Source organism: Nostoc sp., assembly GCF_036919495.1.
Taxonomy (GTDB): Bacteria; Cyanobacteriota; Cyanobacteriia; order Cyanobacteriales; family Nostocaceae; genus Nostoc.
In genome coordinates, this window is the sequence record NZ_JBALBZ010000067.1 from 71,994 (window position 1) to 88,921 (window position 16,928).

Below are 16,928 nucleotides of genomic sequence, written 5' to 3' on the forward strand. Positions count from 1 at the left end.
TAATATAAAGAATAAGTAAATTGCTGAAAGATACGCTAGTTCACATCAGAAGCCCAATCTACAGTACTACATTGGAGATTATTAGGGCAATTGAGGCAGCGATGCCTACGGCGGGCTGCGCCTACGCAGTTAAACTAGACAACTGCATTTTGGCTCATTTACTCACCCTTTTGTCCTTGAGTAAAGAACAGTAGCATTGTCATAACGGGTTATTTGCTGTAGCGTGACGTTCTTTTAAAAAACTTTCTGGTAATGACAGACGTAAACACAGATATACTGATGACCCAAATAAGGTAAAAAGAGCAACTACCCAAAAAACACGTATATCCTTGACCCTTCGGCGTGCCATATCATCATCAAATAATGAACTAATCGGAAATATCAAGCACATCAGACAGAAATCGAGACTAATGAGGTGAATAAAAGGTTTATAGAATAAACTGCTGAATATAATCTTCCCAATTTCCAGCAATTACTGCATAAGCCAACAAATATTTTGGCAGATATAGTGTGAGTATGCCTCTTAACATAGTCAGATAGGAATATACTTTACCGCTCTAATCTCAGCAATTAGATAGTTTAAAAGACCGTTTTAAATGATTTAATATCATTACTGGATTTGCATTTAATTGCAAATCTATTCTCACGAGGGTACTTAGTCGTTTTTGTAAGTCTAACCAGTAATTAATTAAAAATGATGCAAAATACATTGGTTGATAAAACTTTCCGCGACAACGAAGGTAACATTGTTATAGCTCAGATGCCAAATCTACCGCTTATTGTTTGGATAGTAACTAGTTTACTAACTCTAGTTTTTACAAGCGGCAAAATCAATACGTTGTTAGACCTAGTAGCTTATGGCTCTTTATTTACTTGGGCGTGGCTGGAATTATTTCAAGGCGTTAATTATTTTCGGAGAGCGCTAGGTCTTGTGGTACTTGTTGGTCTTATCGTTTTCAAACTTCAGTATTAATTAAGACTAAATAATTTCGCTTAATTATTTAGACATTTTTGAGGAGAAGTTCCATGCTTGATTTGCATTGAGCGGAAGCGGTAGATAACATTGAAACGCAGCTAAAGTCTGTCGATTTTTCTGATGTATAGGTTTGCTAGATAGCTACCCTGAAGGCTCCTAGCCAACAGAATCAATTTTATCTAAAATAAGCTTGACGTAGAAATGTAAACAAGATCCACCTATGTCAACATGATTTATAATTCATAATTTCAAGAGCGTCTGATATGCTGAATCCCCGCTCTTTAAGATCACGTTTATTAAAAATGGGCTTATGAACTGCTGTACCAATTATTTAGTCATACAGCTTACCAGACGGTGGTTTTAGCTATTATAGCCAGTACGCGATCGCTTGATAAATAATTGATTATAGCAACTTGCATAAAAATTCTGATTAGAAGCGACATCATTACATCCTCTTAGCATGAAAAGGCAGCTAATAATTGGGGAATAAAGTTATTAAAATGATAGGCATAGCTAAAAAATCGGATCTTCAAGAGTACTGTAACCCTTACTAAGGTTGTGCTGGATAGATTTATTGGTAAGCTGAGATGGTAACGATCTCCAAAAACAGACATGAACTGCGTAGGCGTAGCCCGTCGTAGACATCGCTACTTGAGCAGTTCAGCAAGCAGAATCTAGCATAGGGCGACAATGCAAAAACTCCTTTTTAATGATAGAGATAGATTTAGAGCGCAGGCCCTATTCCTTGGTAAAAATATTAACTTACAGAACTTGGAGAATTACCTTTGCTTGGCGACTATGCCAGTAATAGTTTCAGTTGGTGAACACGGCTGTGCGGTACTGCTGAACTATGGTGCAGTTGTCCTGTTTAACCTTGAGCCAGTGGAAAAGGTAGCCTTCTTGACCAAACTATCCTCTCAAGTTAGTGGCTCTTTTGCCAACCCAGAAACAGAAGAGGTGGAAATTCATCTCAACGTAGCAGAGAGTGAGCGAGTTAAAGAAGGAAAAATTTCGTTGCATGAATTTAGTGTAGAACGCTTGCAGATAGTGGCTGATATTCTCGCCAAGAGTGTTGTGCTGTCTCACTATGAAACCAGCCTAGCGGGTGTATTTGATCAAATTGAACCCTTTGCAGCTAGTCTCCAGCGTGAAAACAGGAGTAGACGCCAGAGCCGAGAATTACTGCGTCAACTTGGGACTACTTTATTAGTTCAACATAAAATTGTTGGTCAAGTAGAAATTATCGATAAGCCTGAGTTACTCTGGGAATCCCCACAGCTAGAAAACTTATATCTGCGCTTGGAGGATGAATACGAAATCCGTGAGCGTCACCATGCTCTAGAACGCAAACTAGATTTAATTTCCCAAACTGCACAAACGGTGCTGGAGTTCATGCAGCATAGCAGTAGCCAGCGAGTAGAGTGGTATGTGGTGATTCTGATTGTAGTAGAGATTCTTTTGTCACTATACGACATCATTTTCAAAGGCTAACGCTAAATTTGGAAAGCGTAAACCTATTAGACTAACTGAAAACTGCTATATTCTATCAGACGATTTATAATCATCTGGGCTAGGTGCAAAATGTTAATTAAAAACATTCTTCCCTACGAACGTGATAGAAAATACTTGTATGATTTATGATTTTTGACTCATAGTATAAGGATTACAGATAATGCACGTTCTCAAAAGATCCATCAAACCAGCCACTTATATATCGTTCCTCCACATTTACCAAACTACTTGGGGGACTGCTGGTGATATTTGTTTAATCCGTGAATCTGTAGCTAATGAAAGTACAGCAAAGTTTATCGGTCACAAAATCCAACTAGCAATTCCAAGAGGGTTGGAGCGCGATCGCATCGCCAACTGTCCGATAATCAAAGTTGCAGGTAATGTCGGCGACGGACATCCTAAAGAGCATCCGTTGGAATGGGAGACTTATGAAGGTGTAGATCCCGAAATCGCTCTAGCGGCTCTTAAACCTTGGGGCTTTAAGTTAATTGAACTCTAATGTGGCAATCTGATAAGTTCAACTCGCTTTCGTTCTTCTGAAACTATTTTTTCCCTAGCGCCATTAGACATTGGCTCAAATGGAAAAATTCATCTAATAGACATAGGAGTGAAATTAATTATGCGTTGCCCGAAATGCTTGGTAGACATAATTTATAAATTGTACCTACGTCATTTTCACTCCTACGTCTAATGTACTAAACCAGGTTTCTAAATCCGCGTAGTTTACCGCCGTAGGCATCGCCTGAAAATCCAACAATGCTTCACCGAGATTTTCTAATTGTTCTAAAGAGAGAGTTTCAATACGGTCTAGAACTTTCTCGGCGAGAAGGATGAAGCTAAAAATCGGCTGATTGACCACATAGGCGACCCCCGTTTTCGCGGTGTCTACTTTTTGCTAGTAAACTTACTGCCTTTAGATGCTGCCAAAGAACTGAAGGAAAAATTAATTCAATACGCCGCCGATACCAAAGACCATACTGTGAGTGATACCTTCGTGCAATTATTGCGGCCAAGATCGTGATATTAATTCGTAATTTGTAATTGAGAAAGAGACTTCTAAACTGAGGGCAAATTCTTGATTTAATTAAAATCTGACTTTTCACATTGTGTAGAAAAACTAACGCTAAACCTAATCCCTGAGCAAGCTTCCCTACTAGGGAATGGAAGCGAGGTTTTCTAGATAAGAGTGAAAAGTCAGATATTGGAATGAGTGAAAAAAGAGATTGTGTCTGTCCTACCGCCAAGTAGAATCAATGCTCAGTTCACCTAGAACCAAGCTTAATAAATGAAGGCGGAGGGATTAACCACGGCCCCAGTCGCGATCGCGTTCTTCATAGCGACGGTTATTATTACGAATGTTGCGAAGGTTATTATCGCGTTCATAGCGGTGATTACGATCGCGCTCATAGCGATAGTTATTATCGCGTTCATAGCGGTGATTACGATCGCGCTCATAGCGATAGTTATTGTCGCGCTCATAGCGGTGATTACGATCGCGCTCATAGCGATCGTTATTGTCACGAATGTTGCGAAGGTCGTTCTGGCGCTCATAATCACCATTTCTGTGGTGACGACTATGACGTTCGTAGTTCCGATCATCGTTGCGTTGATAGCCGTAGTTATTTAACTCAGCAAGATAAGACGCTGGTGTATTAGCATCAGCTTTTGGAGAAATAGCCAAAGCTGATGCAGATGCTATCAAGCCTGCGAGCAAAATAGAGGTAAAGCGGTTCATGATGTGAGTCAAAAATTGTTGATAGTAATTTATGCAAGTCTAGTCTGTTTAGGAAAAGCAGATTCCCCAAATCTTTGAATCAATGCTATCAGTGTTGAGTAACTAGAAAAGTTTTCTTGGGTGCGGTGATCGAGAACAGTTTTGTTGTCTGTGATACTTTTTGACCTTCCAGATTCCGTGAAAAGTTAAAATTAAAACGAGTCTTTGAACTGGATGAATCCACTTTTGAACTCCGTTAACGAGTCTTTGAACTGGATGAATCCACCTTTTATCTCCGTTGACGAGTCTTTGAACTGGATGAATCCACCTTTTATCTCCGTTGACGAATCTTTGAACCGGATGAATCCACCTTTTATCTCCGTTAACGAGTCTTTGATACTCATTAATGAGCCTTTGAACTCCGTTAATGAGCCTTTGAACTCCGTTAATGAGCCTTTGATATTAAATACGCTGCGTAAGCGTACCCTTCGGGAAGCAAGCTACGCGTAGCGTCTCGTAGAAAAGCTCGTCGTAGACATCGCACCTTTGCTAAAACCTACCAGCTAGGCGATAGTCTGATCTACTAGAAAAAACGCACACCAATTATAATTAGTGTGCGTCTTCGGTTAGATTTTAGAAATTCTCGAACTTAGCGATCGCATCCTTCATCTTATCCACCACCTCATCTACAGGGATAACTCCCAATTCTCCAGAAGCGCGGGTACGGATACTTAAGGTGTTTGTTTCCACTTCCTTAGCTCCCACCACAGCCATCACGGGTATTTTTTCTTTCTCTGCATTGCGAATTTGTTTACCCAAGCGATCGCCACTGGTATCAACTTCTGCACGGATGCCCAATGCACGCATCTTCGCCACCACATCTTTAGCAAAGTCTAGCTGTGTATCACCCACTGGCAGTAATCTAGCTTGCACTGGCGCTAACCACAAAGGTAAATCACCCGCATATTCTTCAATTAAGATCCCAATTAGTCGTTCCAGTGAACCAAAAGGCGCCCGGTGAATCATCACTGGACGTTTGCGAACACCATCTTCGGCAACGTATTCCAAATCAAAGCGTTCTGGCAAGTTGTAATCTACCTGCACAGTTCCTAATTGCCATTCCCGTTCTAAGGCATCACTAAAGATAAAGTCGAGTTTGGGCCCATAAAATGCCGCTTCTCCAATACCTTCAAAGTGATCCATCCCCAAGGTTTCAACTGCACGGCGAATTGCACCTTCGGCTTTGTCCCAAACTTCATCGGAACCGATGTACTTATCACTAGCAGGATCTCGGAAACTCAGTCTAGCTTTAAAGTTCTTCAGTTGCAGACTATTGAACACCGACAAAATCAAATCCACCACACTGAGGAATTCACTATCTAGCTGTTCTGGGGTGACGAATAAATGAGAATCATCTACTGTAAAACCGCGCACCCGTGTTAAACCGCCCAATTCCCCTGATTGTTCGTAGCGGTAAACAGTGCCAAATTCCGCCAAGCGCATCGGTAGTTCTCGATAAGAGCGTAACTCACTCTTATATATTTGGATGTGGAAGGGGCAGTTCATTGGCTTCATAACGAAGCCCTGTTCCTGTGCAGCAGCTTCGGAGTTATCTGCCATTAAAGGGAACATATCTTCTTTATATTTCTGCCAATGTCCAGAGGTTTTAAATAAATCTACTCTGGCAATGTGAGGCGTTACTACGGATAAATAACCCCGTTTTAACTGTTCTTGCTTAAGGAAGTCTTCTAAAGTACTCCTTAACAAAGTGCCTTTGGGTGTCCATAAAGGTAAACCCGGTCCTACTAAATCAGAAAATACAAATAATCCCAGTTCCTTACCCAGTTTCCGGTGATCTCGCCGCAGCGCTTCTTCTTTCCGTCGCTTATATTCAGCGAGTTGTTCTGGACTTTCCCAAGCGGTAGCGTAGATGCGTTGCAATTGGGCTTTAGTTTCATCCCCACGCCAATAAGCACCAGCAACGCTTTCTAGTTCAACTGCCTTGGGGTTTAATTCACTAGTATTTTCCAGATGAGGCCCCGCACACAAATCCCACCATTCATTCCCCAGGTGGTAAATCGTGATTGGTTCGTTTTTGATATCTGCCAGGATTTCTAGCTTGTAAGGTTCGTTAATTCCCTGAATCCGGCGTTCGGCTTCTTCACGGCTGACTTCTTCTCGAGTAACCGCCAACTTGCGATTAATAATCTTCACCATCTCTTTCTTGATGGCTTTGAGATCATTTTCGCTAAATGGTTCTGGATTGTCGAAGTCGTAGTAAAAACCGTTTTCAATCCAAGGGCCGATTGTAACTTGCGCCTTGGGAAACAGCTTTTGTACTGCCATTGCCATAACATGGGAAGCAGTGTGGCGAATCTTCTTTAAGTTCTCCGATTCGCTGGTACGCGGTAAATAAATTTTTTCAACTTGTTCTGACTGTTCGGACTGATTTGATGAATTTGGCGACATTGGCTGCTGAACCATTGGCGAAGTGATTACAAAAGGTGATTTGTCTGAATCTGTAGGCTTATTCAACTATAACGACTTTGATTTTTGCTTTTTTCACCTTTATCTTCTAACTACTGGCTTAATTTGTGATAGGGGATAAAGATAAATTTTTCATTGGTTCGCTGAGTATCAAATTCAGGATTCCACGCGTAGGCGTAGACATCGCTAAATTATCTTATGAATTGCAACTAGGTGTCAGCTATACCTCTAGACGCCTTTCCAAAGGAACTGTACAAACCCATTAGCAAGACTATATAATGATTTATGTATTCCTTGTTACAAATTTTTACATCCTCAAATTATGAGAAAATTAAAAAAAATATTAAGAAACGTAAATAACGTTAATATTAGTAAGAAAGTTTGAAATATACTTCTCATTTATGTCAGACTCAAATTTACCAGGGACTGATTTGCTAGAAACGGTTTTAGAACCCCTGCTGGAAGATTTTCAGCATTGGTTTACGCGATCGCGCCATTTACTCGAAACCGAGCAACTATCATTTATGAGTCACCAAGAGCAATCTGACTTGCTTGTACGGGTTAAGCAAGCGCAGGATGAACTAAATACGGCGAAGATGCTGTTTACAGCAACTGATAAACAAGTCGGAATTGATATGGCAACATTAATGCCTTGGCATCAATTAGTAACAGAATGCTGGAATGTCGCAATGCGCTTTCGCCAAGCGCGTGAAGCATAAGCAACAGATGGAGCATCTGCTAAATTTTGGCTACCTACTTAGCTATGTCTCAAGACTAGCCCTTTCGTGTCTACACAAGACTGTAAATTAGCGGTTAAAGAAATAGTAAATAGCTCTTAACACTTTCTTAACTTTTTTTGGATTAACAAAGTAATGTATCCTATGCTACCGTAAGTGGAATAACGGTTGACAAATAGCTTCATATAAATGTAACCGCACAAAAAGTGTGTCAAATACTCGTCTTAACTGTGAGTTACAGTGTCGGCGAAACAAAGCGTTACAAAATCAAAATAAACTTTTAAAAATTGTTGTTCTGGAGGAAAATCTAATGTTACACCTGCTTTACATTCTTGCTTTTACAATCCTTGCATTTATAGCTGTTGGCAACTTAATTCGTAACCTGATCATGTTCAGTTTTGATCGGGAGCGAACTTACCCGACGAATTCCTCGCCAATGAATAATCAAGGCAACTATGGTTATTATTCATCAAAAAAACAGTTTGTACCCCATCCAGAGTTATTAGATAGCGCTGGCAAGTTAATTAAAGAGCCACTTTTGGTAATGCGTTCGATTAACGTTGAAGATGCGCGTCAACATCTTGATGCACTTTACGAAGCATCCCCAGGACATAAAAGAGATAATTCTGAAGAAGCATAACGTAGAGACGCGATTAATCGCGTCTGTTAGCAGTTTGGGTGTGAATTATTGTTGTTTTTACATCCTTCGCCAGTTAATCCTAAAGCCGTATCGCATTATTTATCGGGTTGAGGAAGACAAAAAACAGGTGAGCATTGCAAGGTTCTGGCACGCATCAAGATTCAGCCCTGAATTGTAATTGTAAGCTTTTACAAAAAATCGTATTGACAACGTAAATACATCTTGCCTAGACTATGGGGTATGGATGTGTTTTTCGTGCTTAATGGTGTCACCTTCCTTTGGAACGAGGAGAAAGCTTGGATTAATCCTAGCAATCATGACGGCATAACATTTCAACAAGCCGTAGAAGCTTTCTTCGATCCGTTTCTAGTGGTGGTTGATGCAAGCCGCAATGATGAGGAGCGGGATGCTGTGATTGGCTTAGACAGACGATGGAATCTTCTCTACGTTGTCTACATTGAGCGTGAAAACGACATGATTCGGATCATCTCGGCTCGGAAAGCGACGCGCAAGGAACGTGAATACTATGAAAGCTGAAGTCTTAAAAAAGCGACTCGATAAAAATCGTCCAATGACAACAATTACAATTCGCATTCCCGAAGATGTGATTGAGGATTTGAAGCGGGTAGCACCATTGTTAGGGTTTTCTGGTTATCAACCATTAGTTCGTGCTTACATCGGACAAGGACTTAGAGCAGATATTGAGCGACTTGAGGGTGATACTGTTTCTACATTAATTGCGAGCTTGAAACGGCATGGTGTAAGTGATGAGATAATTCGTGAAGCACTTAGCGAAGCTACTGAGCGCCGCAGCAACAGTTAGTAACGGTAGTATTCCTCTTTCATGAGTAAGCGGGAATTATCCGCTTGTGTTCGAGGTTACTAGCATAAAATAACTTGCGATCTATTATTTAAAAGTGCATTGACCAGATTTGAGTTCATAGTAGATGGGCCACCAGTATCACAACAGGCTCGTAAGCGCGGTAAGGGCAATCGGCTTCAAGATTGGAAAAAGACAGTGCGACAAGAAGCTGAAAAATATTGGTCTTCGGAACAAAAAACAGCTACTGGATTGGTTATGCTCCAGATAACCTATTTCTATGATTCCGATCAAATGGAAGTCCCCAATACAGCACTTCCGGCAGATATGATGTACATCATCAAAGCTGAAAGCTATGTATGCTAAGAAAGGCGCAAGGAAAAAACTGTACTGCATAATAGCGGGAAGCGCTGTATAGTGAAGCCTATTCAAGATGCAATTAAAGGATTAGCCTACGTCGATGATAATCAAGTAAGCGATCTCTTAGTTAGAAAGAGGGATTTGTCAGTTAACTTTAGAATAGAAAATATGATCTCGACGACATTGGCGGAAGGTTTTGCCCGTGGCAATAAGTTATTACATATTGTCGTAATTGATGCTCCTAATCAGGAGGTAATTATTTGATGGAAACTTCAACCGCAAACTTAGAAAGAGAGCGATTGCTGGTGCTGAATTTCAGGTCATATTACCAAGCATAAAATAGGGAGTAGTAAATTCCCTACTCCCTAATCCCTTTCTAAGCTTCAATAACTACTCGCAAATTACCCCGTTTTTTCGCAACCCGACAAGCAGTCGTAGTCCCAGAACGCTCGAATTCTAAATCGAGGATAGTAGGGCCGACTCGCAAATTATGAAATGATAGGCGATTAATCGATTCTGGCAAAGCGGGGTCGATTATTCGTAAGCAGTTATTTTGAGCATCAGGCACCAAGTTAACCATCATTTGCAGTAGTTGGAAAACACTGCCAGTAGCCCAAGCTTGGGGAGTGCAGGCAACTGGATACTGTACAGGGGCATTATCACCGTTCCGTTCGTAGCCGCAGAAGAGTTCTGGAGGACGTTGATAAGGCTGCTGACTAGTCATGTCGAATAAACCTTGGAAAATTTCTAAAGCTTGATCGATAAGACCGAGCGATCGCAATCCCATTGCAATCAGAGCGTTATCATGAGGCCAAACAGAACCAGTATGATAACCCATTGGATTGTAAGCGGGTGACAAACTACTCAGAGTCCGAATGCCCCAACCATTAAACATATCTGGTGCCCGCAACCGTTCTGCAACACTATAGGCTCTTTCGTGGTTGAAGAGGCCTAATTGCAGACACTGACCAGGATTTGAGGTAATACTGTCTACTGGCTTGCCATCTCCATCCAAAGCCAAAGCGCAGAAATCTAAATCTTCTACCCAAAAATCTCGATTAAAACGAACCTTAAGATTTTTGGCCTCTTCTTGCCAACGATCTGCCAAATCAAGCCGCTTTTTCATCCTAGCGATTTCTGCTAGACGCATTTTTGCAGCATAGACATAAGCTTGCACTTCACACAAGGCAATTGGGCCGTTAGCTAATTCTCCCTTATGATTTACGATACAGTCATCAGAATCTTTCCAACCTTGGTTAGGAAGACCACGTTTGGATTTACGGAAGTAACTGAGGTAGCTGGTTTCTTTCGTATTGCGATCGATCCAGTCCATTGCTGCTAGCGCATTTGGCCAAAGTTGCTCTAGAAGTTCGTGATCGTGAGTCCAAGCATAATGTTCGGCATACAGCATTAGCCACAAGGGAGTCGCATCAACTGTACCGTAGTAAGGTGTATGGGGAATTTCTTGACAACGAGCCATTTCTCCTAAACGTAACTCGTGCAAAATCTTACCCGGTTCTTCTTCGCGCCATTCGTCCTCAATTTTACCTTGGTATGCCGCAAGCAATATCAGGGTTTCTTTGGCGATTTGCGAGTTTAACATCAGGGCTTGAGAAGCTGTAATCAACGAATCCCGCCCAAATAGTGTCGAAAACCACGGCACTCCAGCCGAAACTGTCTTATGCTTACCAAAAGACTGACGCAACAAATACATATCTTGCTCGGCCCGCTCAATCACTCGATTGAAGGTGCTTTTATCTGAGCTAATACGTGTAATTTGCTGTACCCAGTTTTGCTCCTCCATCAACTCAGCAGCTTTCGCCTGTCCTAAAGTGAAGGCAGCACTCACGGTTGAACTAGACTGGTTGTTTTTCAACATGCTCACCCGGTAGCCCAACTTTTGAGTTTCGTGAGAAGCCAACTCTAGCTGCCAAACCGCAGTGTAACCCTTGAAATAGTCTGGTTGGCGATGCTGGAATAAAATACGGGATTCCATTACTGAGCCATCCAAACCTTGATAGGCGAGTGTTAAGGATTCTTCCCTAAAAGTTGGTGGCTCTTTGGGTATAGGCGAAACACCATCGCCTAGAGAAATTCCTTCTTCAGCCGTCGGTTCTACTAGACGTAAAAGCCTACCTCGTTTTTCTCTGTCATAGCCCCGGACTTCAAATAAATCAACAAAATCCGCATCAAAGCTGATGGTTAGTTCAAAATTGACAGTTGTGGTACTGTAGTTAGATACTTCTATTTCTTCAAATAGTGCCCCATTCAGCACCATTTCCCGGCGAATTCCCACAGTTTCGGCTCTAAGGCGTTCATCGATTTTGGGGTTGGTACACAAAGCTGAGAGTGAAAACCCTTTTTCGGCAGTGCTACTGAGAAGTACAGGCGATCGCCCTTCAATTTGCAACTCCAAACGATTAAGAAATCTCGTATCACAGCAAAACAATCCCATGCTGGGATTGCCATCATTAAGGGAACAGCCAGAAATGTTCCCAACAGTATCCGTCACAAAAAATAAATCATCATCTTTAACCGTCAGTGTCGGTTGTGGTCTTTCACTCACAACACAAGGCCACTCCGGGATAGGTAATTGTTCAGCAAGAATAAAAGTTTTTCCATCCAGGAAAATTTTTTCCGGGGTCATTAGCGTATCCGGTGTCATTAGCCAAAGTTCCGTGTACAGGTCTATATTTTTGTGGTCTTCTGAGTAGAGGTTGCTGACCCTCGCAACGTTCAAAAAAAAGACACTTTCTAAAACTTGCTTGAGCCATTGGAGCCAAAATAACACTTAACTACTGCTGATAACATAGCAGCGCTCAAACCCGTATAAGCAGATATTTATAAACTTATTTATAACTCTAAATTGACACTCTCCGCACTTATAGGGCGGAAATTATTTATTTTTTACTATTATACGATTTTGTTTTAAAAATCTATAGTATTTGATTAGACTAATTTATGATAATTCATTAATTGATTAATTTTAATCAATAATTATTGATTAAATTATGTGAATGTAGCAGTAATGATTTTTAGATAAGAAAATTTATTTAGTAGGCATAAATCAACGTAGGCAAAGTAGGCGATGTCTACAACGGGCTACTTTGCCTATATGTGGACTATCAATCAAGAATCAGTGGTTATCAATGAATAAAAGATTTAAAACTATACAATGAGTAGTAACTATGTACTTAGCACGTAAAATTTTGGTTATGCAAGTATATTTCAAACTTGGTCGAGAATGTATATTGGGCGTAGTAGGTTGCCAATCAACAAATCAAGTTGTATGTACTCCTTCTAATTGGTAACAAAGTGTTACGCCTGCTTTGGCAGAAAGTGCTTAAGCGCGTTCTTTACATATTGCAACTCTCTATTTAACTTGAGAGTCCCTTGGAATTTGTACAATGCAGCTGTGACTTTTGATCTTGTCGAGGTTGAGCGTTTAACAATAATTCATGAGCATTTCTACTTCCGTGCTGAGTGATTTGCTAAAGTCCCTAGCATACTTGCGGCCCCAGCTATATTTTAAGGCTTCACTAACGGCGCTCTCCCATGCGATGGAAGATCAAGTTTTGGCTGCGACTTTAGCACAACCCCTTGTAATTGCTAGTTTCCAGCGAGAGCGATTCTACCGCCAAGAAGCTCATCGCTACCAGCGACTTGCCTTGCGGAGTAACCAAATATATGTATTAGCTGCTCCGGAAACGGATTTCGTCAACAGTTCAGAATACTACGAAAAGATCGCTTTTGAGCCAACGGATGGCTTAAGCCATGAGTGGCATTTGGTAGTGATTGCTGACAATTATGCTACTTGTCTGGTTTGCCGGGAAAGCCTTGGTTCTATTGCTAAAAACAAGCAAATACCAGAACTAAGCCCTAATTTGGATATAGACGCAGCGCGAAGATTTGAGGGAGTTTGGACATCGGAAAGGGGAGTTAGTCTCAAAGCAGCTGAATTGCTGTTAGACAGGATTTTGGTTTACAGACCAGAACTGGCAAGTAAAATTGAGGAGGCACGTCAAAGGTTTGGTATAGGAGAGCCGAGAAGCCACTTTGGAGCCGAACAGATCAATGAATATGCTTGTGACATCGATACAGATCCGTTTGTGCAACGCTTAGTAACTTACTTGCAAGCTAGTCAGTACAAATTGCACAAAGCGTACCGTTCCATTGCTGCCCAAGCACGAAAAGAACGATTAGTCAACTCAATTAGCACAGCCATTCGGCGATCGCTCGATCCTCACGAAGTTCTCCAGGTGGCGGCACAAGAATTAGGACAACACCTAGAAGCTTGTCGCTGTCTAATTTACCGCGCTCAAGCCACAGATAGCCAGGCCATAATTGAACACGAGTTTTTGAATCCCGGCATTTTATCGCTTCGTGGGCAAACCTGGGAGTTAGAGAAAAATTCTCTATTTCGGGACATAGTGCAACAAGGCGAAGGGGTTTGTATTAGCGATACATTGAATGATCCTCGCGTTAACAATTCGCCAGCCCTTTCCTTGATCGCCAAAAAGTTTGCCATTCGTTCTTGGCTGATGGAACCAGTATTCTATCAGGGGCGATTATTGGGCATTGTGGAGTTACACTATTGCCGAATGCCACCGCACGAGTGCCAACCTGGGGAATTGGATTTGGTAGAAGCGATCGCCACCCAAGTAGGAGCAGCTCTCATCCAAGCAGAAGCTTACGCCAACCTGGAAGAACTTAACCAGCAGCTAGAAGCCTTAGACCGCACCCGCAGCAATCTCATAGCCATCACCGGACATGAACTGCGTACCCCCCTATCCACCATTCAAGTGTGCCTAGAAAGCCTTGCGAGTGAGCCTGATATGCCTTTGGAGTTGCAGCAAATCATGCTCAACACTGCTCTTTCCGACTCAGAACGGATGCGAAAACTGGTACAAGATTTCCTCACACTTTCCAACTTGGAAAGCGGCCGGGTGGAATGGCATCCAGAATCCCTGACTTTACAAGAGTGTATAGATTTATCACTCAGCCGAAATCGCTCGCGTTCTTCAACGGAAAAGCCGCCGAAAATCAAGACTGAAATTGCCGAAAACCTACCTTTGGTTAGGGCTGACGGTGATTGGCTGGTAGAGGTACTGGCAAAACTCATAGATAACGCTTGTAAATTTACGCCACCCCAAGGAGAAATCACGATTAAAGCGATTTACAACAGCCATCAAAAGGTGGAGGTGACTGTGGCTGACACTGGACGCGGCATTGAACCAAATCGTTTAGAAGTAGTTTTTGACCGCTTCTATCAAGAAGAGGGAGCGCTGCGCCGCACCACTGGCGGTACTGGACTTGGTTTAGCTATTTGCCGTCAAATTGTTAATGGCTGGGGTGGGGAAATTTGGGCAGAGTCAACAGGCAAAGACCAGGGTAGTCAGTTTCACTTCACCATACCAATTGTTCAGATTAACAAAGAGGAAAAGCGGACAAAAGTCAAGAGTAAGTAGGCAGGGGGCAGGGGAGAGTGACAAATGACAACGGACAAAGGACAAATGACTAAAAACTGTTACAGTCTATGACGCGATCGCAATATGATCCTGGTTGCGGTGTTAGGATTCCCTAAAAACGTTGAGAGAATCACTTATGGCAGAAACACTCTCTGGACAAACCCCGCTATACGGTGGCAGCACCGGTGGCTTGCTCACAAAAGCAGACCTAGAAGAAAAGTACGCTATTACTTGGACTAGCCCGAAAGAGCAAGTTTTTGAATTGCCTACAGGTGGTGCTGCTGTTATGCGGAAAGGTGAAAACCTGCTGTATATAGCTCGTAAAGAATATGGAATCTTTTTGGGCGGTCAGCAACTCCGGAAACTCAAAATTACAGATTACAAAATTTACCGGATTTTACCCAACGGAGAAACCACTTTACTTCACCCAGCTGATGGTGTATTCCCTGAAAAGGTTAACCCAGGTCGTGACAAAGTGCGTTATGTAGACCGTCGTATCGGACAAAACCCCAGTCCCTCTAAAGTTAAGTTTAGCGGTGTTACTACCTACGACGCTCCGTAACTAGCTTTTAGTAGCTAATGGGTAATTAGTAATGGGTAATTGGTAAATAAAAACCCATTACCCATTACCAATTACCAATTACTTTTAAAAAATAATGATGTTTCCGGATTTCTCCCAGTTTTGCACCCTAGCCCAACAAGGCAACTTCGTCCCGGTATATCAAGAATGGGTAGCAGACCTAGATACGCCCGTATCTGCTTGGTATAAAGTCTGTGCAGGTCAACCCTATAGCTTTTTGTTGGAATCGATCGAAGGTGGGGAAAAACTGGGACGCTATAGTTTAGTGGGTTGCGATCCTTTGTGGGTTTTGGAAGCAAGGGGCGATCGCACAACCCAGAAAAACCGTGATGGTTCACAGGTCGTTTTTGCAGGCGACCCTTTTACAGCTTTAGCCGAATGTTTAGCACCTTTTCACCCAGTTAAGTTACCACAGCTCCCGCCAGGAATTGGCGGTTTGTTTGGGTTTTGGGGCTATGAATTAATTCGCTGGATTGAGCCGCGTGTGCCAATTCACCCACCAGATGAGCGAAATATCCCTGATGGGTTGTGGATGCAGGTAGACCATCTATTGATTTTTGACCAAGTGAAGCGGAAAATTTGGGCGATCGCTTATGCTGATTTACGTGACCCGAAAGTAGATTTCAAAGCAGCATATCAACAAGCGTGCGATCGCGTTACCCAAATGCTTGAAAAGCTATCTCTGCCTCTATCGCCAGAAAAAACTCGATTGGAATGGAAACCGCCAGGGAGCAGGGGAGCAGAGGAGCAAGGGAGCAAAGCAGCAGAGGAGTACAATAGTAATTTCACGCGCCCTGATTTTTGTGCCAGCGTCCAAAAGGCCAAAGACCACATCAAAGCAGGCGATATCTTCCAAGTAGTAATTTCCCAGCGACTATCAACAGCATACACAGGCGACCCTTTTGCCCTTTATCGCTCCCTACGTCAGATAAATCCTTCGCCTTACATGGCTTACTTTAACTTCCAGAATTGGCAAATCATTGGTTCGAGTCCCGAAGTAATGGTGAAGGCCGAAACCGATTCAGATGGTGGAGTCATAGCAACAGTACGCCCAATTGCCGGGACACGTCCACGGGGTAAAACCACCCAGGAAGATGCAGCTTTTGCAAAGGATTTACTCGAAGATCCTAAAGAAGTTGCCGAACATGTGATGCTTGTAGATTTAGGGCGGAATGATTTGGGGCGCGTTTGTCAAAATGGTAGCGTCAAAGTTGATGAATTAATGGTAGTTGAGCGCTACTCCCATGTGATGCACATAGTCAGTAATGTTGTAGGGAAATTAGCACTAGGTAAAACAGCATGGGATTTATTGAAAGCTTGTTTCCCAGCAGGTACGGTAAGCGGCGCACCCAAGATTCGGGCAATGGAAATTATCCACGAATTAGAGTCTAGCCGTCGGGGTGTTTATTCCGGTGTGTATGGATATTACGATTTTGAAGGACAATTAAATACTGCGATCGCAATTCGCACAATGGTAGTGCATGATAATACGGTAAGTGTGCAAGCCGGTGCAGGTTTGGTAGCTGATTCTGAGCCAGAAAAAGAATACGAAGAGACGCTGAATAAAGCTAGAGGTCTATTAGAAGCGATTCGTTGTTTGTCTTGAACTGGGGCTTGGGGACTAGTATTGCAAG

16 protein-coding genes and 2 pseudogenes are annotated in these 16,928 nt (G+C 42.3%); 14 read left to right on the top strand and 4 right to left on the bottom strand.

From position 1 onward, the window contains the following. Nucleotides 1-697 precede the first annotated feature (697 nt). The 3 genes from V7K25_RS08790 to V7K25_RS08800 all read left to right on the top strand — a co-directional run bounded on the left by V7K25_RS08790 (nt 698) and on the right by V7K25_RS08800 (nt 2,987). Nucleotides 698-973 carry a hypothetical protein gene (locus V7K25_RS08790; protein WP_335157191.1) on the top strand — a complete coding sequence of 92 codons (276 nt, stop codon included), beginning with the start codon at nt 698-700 and terminating at the stop codon, nt 971-973. 693 nt (nt 974-1,666) lie between these two features. Beyond that, the gene (locus V7K25_RS08795; RefSeq protein ID WP_335157007.1) at nt 1,667-2,467 is read left to right on the top strand and encodes an RMD1 family protein; all 801 of its coding nucleotides are present in this window, start codon (nt 1,667-1,669) and stop codon (nt 2,465-2,467) included. A 181-nt stretch (nt 2,468-2,648) separates the two neighbouring features. Beyond that, a complete protein-coding gene (locus V7K25_RS08800; RefSeq protein WP_324971434.1) occupies nt 2,649-2,987 on the top strand; it encodes a hypothetical protein in 339 nt (112 codons plus the stop codon). A 165-nt stretch (nt 2,988-3,152) separates the two neighbouring features. On the opposite strand, the pseudogene V7K25_RS08805 reads toward V7K25_RS08800, so the two are convergent. Beyond that, nucleotides 3,153-3,314, bottom strand: a pseudogene (locus V7K25_RS08805) (DUF4351 domain-containing protein); the annotation flags it as partial. On the opposite strand from V7K25_RS08805, the pseudogene V7K25_RS08810 reads away from it, so the two are divergent. Next, nucleotides 3,300-3,509, top strand: a pseudogene (locus V7K25_RS08810) (hypothetical protein); the annotation flags it as partial. The pseudogenes V7K25_RS08805 and V7K25_RS08810 sit on opposite strands and share 15 nt — an antisense overlap. A gap of 279 nt (nt 3,510-3,788) precedes the next feature. Here V7K25_RS08810 and V7K25_RS08815 read toward each other — a convergent pair. Further along, nucleotides 3,789-4,223 (bottom strand): hypothetical protein, encoded by a 435-nt coding sequence (locus V7K25_RS08815; protein ID WP_335157011.1) that lies wholly within the window; start codon nt 4,221-4,223, stop codon nt 3,789-3,791. Between the two features lie 225 nt (nt 4,224-4,448). Here V7K25_RS08815 and V7K25_RS08820 point away from each other — a divergent pair, with 225 nt between their 5' ends. Continuing rightward, nucleotides 4,449-4,712 (top strand): hypothetical protein, encoded by a 264-nt coding sequence (locus tag V7K25_RS08820; RefSeq protein ID WP_335157013.1) that lies wholly within the window; start codon nt 4,449-4,451, stop codon nt 4,710-4,712. 123 nt (nt 4,713-4,835) lie between these two features. On the opposite strand, the gene thrS is transcribed toward V7K25_RS08820, so the two are convergent. Beyond that, nucleotides 4,836-6,686 carry a threonine--tRNA ligase gene (thrS, locus tag V7K25_RS08825; RefSeq protein ID WP_335157015.1) on the bottom strand — a complete coding sequence of 617 codons (1,851 nt, stop codon included), beginning with the start codon at nt 6,684-6,686 and terminating at the stop codon, nt 4,836-4,838. A 404-nt stretch (nt 6,687-7,090) separates the two neighbouring features. Here thrS and V7K25_RS08830 point away from each other — a divergent pair, with 404 nt between their 5' ends. The 6 genes from V7K25_RS08830 to V7K25_RS08855 all read left to right on the top strand — a co-directional run bounded on the left by V7K25_RS08830 (nt 7,091) and on the right by V7K25_RS08855 (nt 9,252). Continuing rightward, on the top strand, nt 7,091-7,408 hold the full coding sequence (locus tag V7K25_RS08830; RefSeq protein WP_335157017.1) for a DUF2605 domain-containing protein: 318 nt from the start codon (nt 7,091-7,093) through the stop codon (nt 7,406-7,408). A 328-nt stretch (nt 7,409-7,736) separates the two neighbouring features. Further along, on the top strand, nt 7,737-8,066 hold the full coding sequence (locus V7K25_RS08835; protein ID WP_229469394.1) for a DUF2973 domain-containing protein: 330 nt from the start codon (nt 7,737-7,739) through the stop codon (nt 8,064-8,066). Next, nucleotides 8,011-8,244 (top strand): type II toxin-antitoxin system RelE/ParE family toxin, encoded by a 234-nt coding sequence (locus V7K25_RS08840; protein WP_335157018.1) that lies wholly within the window; start codon nt 8,011-8,013, stop codon nt 8,242-8,244. The genes V7K25_RS08835 and V7K25_RS08840 overlap by 56 nt, the downstream gene beginning before the upstream one ends. 44 nt (nt 8,245-8,288) lie before the next feature. Next, nucleotides 8,289-8,603, top strand: a complete 315-nt coding sequence (locus V7K25_RS08845) for a BrnT family toxin (RefSeq protein ID WP_335157019.1) — start codon at nt 8,289-8,291, stop codon at nt 8,601-8,603. Further along, complete coding sequence (locus V7K25_RS08850) at nt 8,593-8,889, top strand: hypothetical protein (RefSeq protein WP_335157020.1); 297 nt, start codon at nt 8,593-8,595, stop codon at nt 8,887-8,889. Before V7K25_RS08845 ends, V7K25_RS08850 begins: the two co-directional genes overlap by 11 nt. A 99-nt stretch (nt 8,890-8,988) precedes the next feature. Further along, nucleotides 8,989-9,252, top strand: a complete 264-nt coding sequence (locus tag V7K25_RS08855) for a hypothetical protein (protein ID WP_335157022.1) — start codon at nt 8,989-8,991, stop codon at nt 9,250-9,252. Between the two features lie 370 nt (nt 9,253-9,622). Here V7K25_RS08855 and V7K25_RS08865 read toward each other — a convergent pair whose 3' ends face one another. Next, nucleotides 9,623-11,911: an amylo-alpha-1,6-glucosidase gene (locus tag V7K25_RS08865; protein WP_335157024.1), complete on the bottom strand. Its 2,289-nt coding sequence runs from the start codon at nt 11,909-11,911 to the stop codon at nt 9,623-9,625. A gap of 793 nt (nt 11,912-12,704) precedes the next feature. On the opposite strand from V7K25_RS08865, the gene V7K25_RS08870 reads away from it, so the two are divergent. From V7K25_RS08870 to trpE, 3 genes are all read left to right on the top strand, one after another. Beyond that, entirely contained in the window at nt 12,705-14,714 is a 2,010-nt protein-coding gene (locus tag V7K25_RS08870; RefSeq protein ID WP_335157026.1) for a DICT sensory domain-containing protein, read from the top strand. A gap of 136 nt (nt 14,715-14,850) precedes the next feature. Further along, complete coding sequence (locus V7K25_RS08875; protein ID WP_322647227.1) at nt 14,851-15,276, top strand: photosystem I reaction center subunit II PsaD; 426 nt, start codon at nt 14,851-14,853, stop codon at nt 15,274-15,276. 94 nt (nt 15,277-15,370) lie between these two features. Further along, complete coding sequence (gene trpE, locus V7K25_RS08880; protein WP_335157029.1) at nt 15,371-16,900, top strand: anthranilate synthase component I; 1,530 nt, start codon at nt 15,371-15,373, stop codon at nt 16,898-16,900. Nucleotides 16,901-16,928 lie beyond the last annotated feature (28 nt).